This window comes from Paenibacillus medicaginis (assembly GCF_042138635.1).
Taxonomy (GTDB): domain Bacteria; phylum Bacillota; class Bacilli; order Paenibacillales; family Paenibacillaceae; genus Paenibacillus; species Paenibacillus medicaginis.
This window is the reverse complement of sequence record NZ_JBHIRY010000073.1, coordinates 1-1,909: the sequence shown is the minus strand read 5'-3', so window position 1 is coordinate 1,909 and position 1,909 is coordinate 1. Positions and strand designations below refer to the sequence as shown.

1 protein-coding gene is annotated in these 1,909 nt (G+C 49.6%); it reads right to left on the bottom strand.

The window, feature by feature from the left end; all coding sequences use genetic code 11:
* Positions 1-86 precede the first annotated feature (86 nt).
* A complete protein-coding gene (ltrA, locus tag ACE5LO_RS27665; protein ID WP_375523126.1) occupies positions 87-1,499 on the bottom strand; it encodes a group II intron reverse transcriptase/maturase in 1,413 nt (470 codons plus the stop codon).
* Between the last annotated feature and the right edge of the window lie 410 nt (positions 1,500-1,909).

Below are 1,909 nucleotides of genomic sequence, written 5' to 3'. Positions count from 1 at the left end.
AAATCGGATAGGAGGCTATCCATTAGTTGGATAGCCGACCTTCCACACCACCGTACGTACCGTTCGGTATACGGCGGTTCCTTAGTTCACGCAATGACTTGTCGATAATAATCTGAAAAGAAAAGAAATCCGAGGTTCTTTAGCACGTTGTTTCCGAGGGATCTTGAAAGGATCGGGCTATTGGAGGTTCTCCAGTAGCTCTTTCTTGTATTTGCATACTCCCATGCCTTTTGCTTGTGGATTCCGAGAGACTGTAACTTTTCGAATTTCGTCTTTACTCGTTTCCATTGCTTCCAGTAGACCATGCGTATCCGCCTTCTCATCCATTCATCCGTCGTTTGGAGCAGTTTCTTCATATCCGCGATCTTGAAGTAGTTTATCCACCCCATGATGTAGCGTCTAAGCTTTTCAGCCCGCTCTTCATTTCCCATTCCGTTACTTCTCGATGTAAGTTCCTTCACCTTGGCCTTCATCTTTGCAACGGATTTCGGGTGGATGCGGACTCGCGACTCCCCCTTCTTTTCGTAGAAGGAGAATCCAAGAAACTTGACCTTCTTTGCCTCGTCCACCATCGTCTTCTCCCGGTTCACTTTGAGAAACAGCTTCTCCTCAATAAAAGGAAGAACATTCTCCAGTGTCCGTTTGGCGCTTCTTCTGCTTTTACAGAAGATGAGCATGTCGTCCGCATAGCGCACGAATCGATGCCCCCGGTTCTCTAGTTCCTTGTCCAGTTCATTCAGCATGATGTTGCTGAGGATCGGACTCAGGTTTCCCCCCTGTGGTACACCGATTTCCGTGTCCGCGAAGCGGTGCTTCACAACTACACCGGCTTTCAGGTACTTATGGATGAGCGAGATGACCCGTCCGTCTTTTATGGTTCGGGATAATACCTCCACCAGCTTGCTTTGATTCACGGTGTCGAAGTATTTCTCCAAATCCATATCGACGACATACTTGTACCCTTCCTGGATGTTTCTCTGGCTTTTCCGAATGGCATCGTGGGCGCTTCTCTTGGGCCGGAATCCGAAACTGCTCTCCGAAAACTGCTTCTCGTAAATCGGTGTAAGGACTTGAGCAATCGCTTGCTGGATCACTCGATCCACCACCGTGGGAATCCCCAGATTCCTTTTCTTCCCGTTCTCCTTCGGTATCTCTACCCTTCGAACGGGTTTCGGACGGTACGTTCCATCCAGAATGGATTGCTTGATGGTTTCTCCGTTCTCTCGGAGGTATTGTAGAAGTTCATCTACTCCCATCCCGTCGATCCCGTGAGATCCTTTGTTTGCTTTGACTCGTTTGAACGCTTTGTTCATGTTGTCTCTGCTCACCATTTCCTCAAGTAATTCATCCCTCGACTCGATTGCGTCGGTGCTGTCGGTTTCAGATATCCTTGCAGAATTGTACGCTCTCGCATATTCTCCATGTTCCGCATGTACCTTCTGCCTCGAGCCCTCTTTTCGAGGTTGGCTGCACTTCGTTCCTGTTTTGGTATCTTTCATTGACTCACACCTCCTAAGGTTCGGCCCTTCCCTCTTGCCGCCTAGCTGCATGAGGTACTATGGCTTCTGCTGACTTCTCATGATAAATCTTGTTTCAACCGTGATTCGAAATCCATCTCCTCACGTCCATGAGACCTCCCACGGTAAGACGATTCCCTTTCCTTCCATGTACCCGCACCATTTACACTGGCATGTCCGTGTAGTGTATTGGACTTCGCTTTGTGCTGCAAGCTCATCCCATGTCCCGTGCCTGATGATGTTCGTGTTCCTCAGGTCAGAAGTTTGCCTCCGGCTTCCTTCAGATTCCACCTCGCGATGGACACCCTTGCCCTTGGCTAGTGGTTGGCCACTACCAGCCCCCACAGCGGACTTTCACCGCCTAGGTAATCGCCATGCGTGGCGCACAGCAA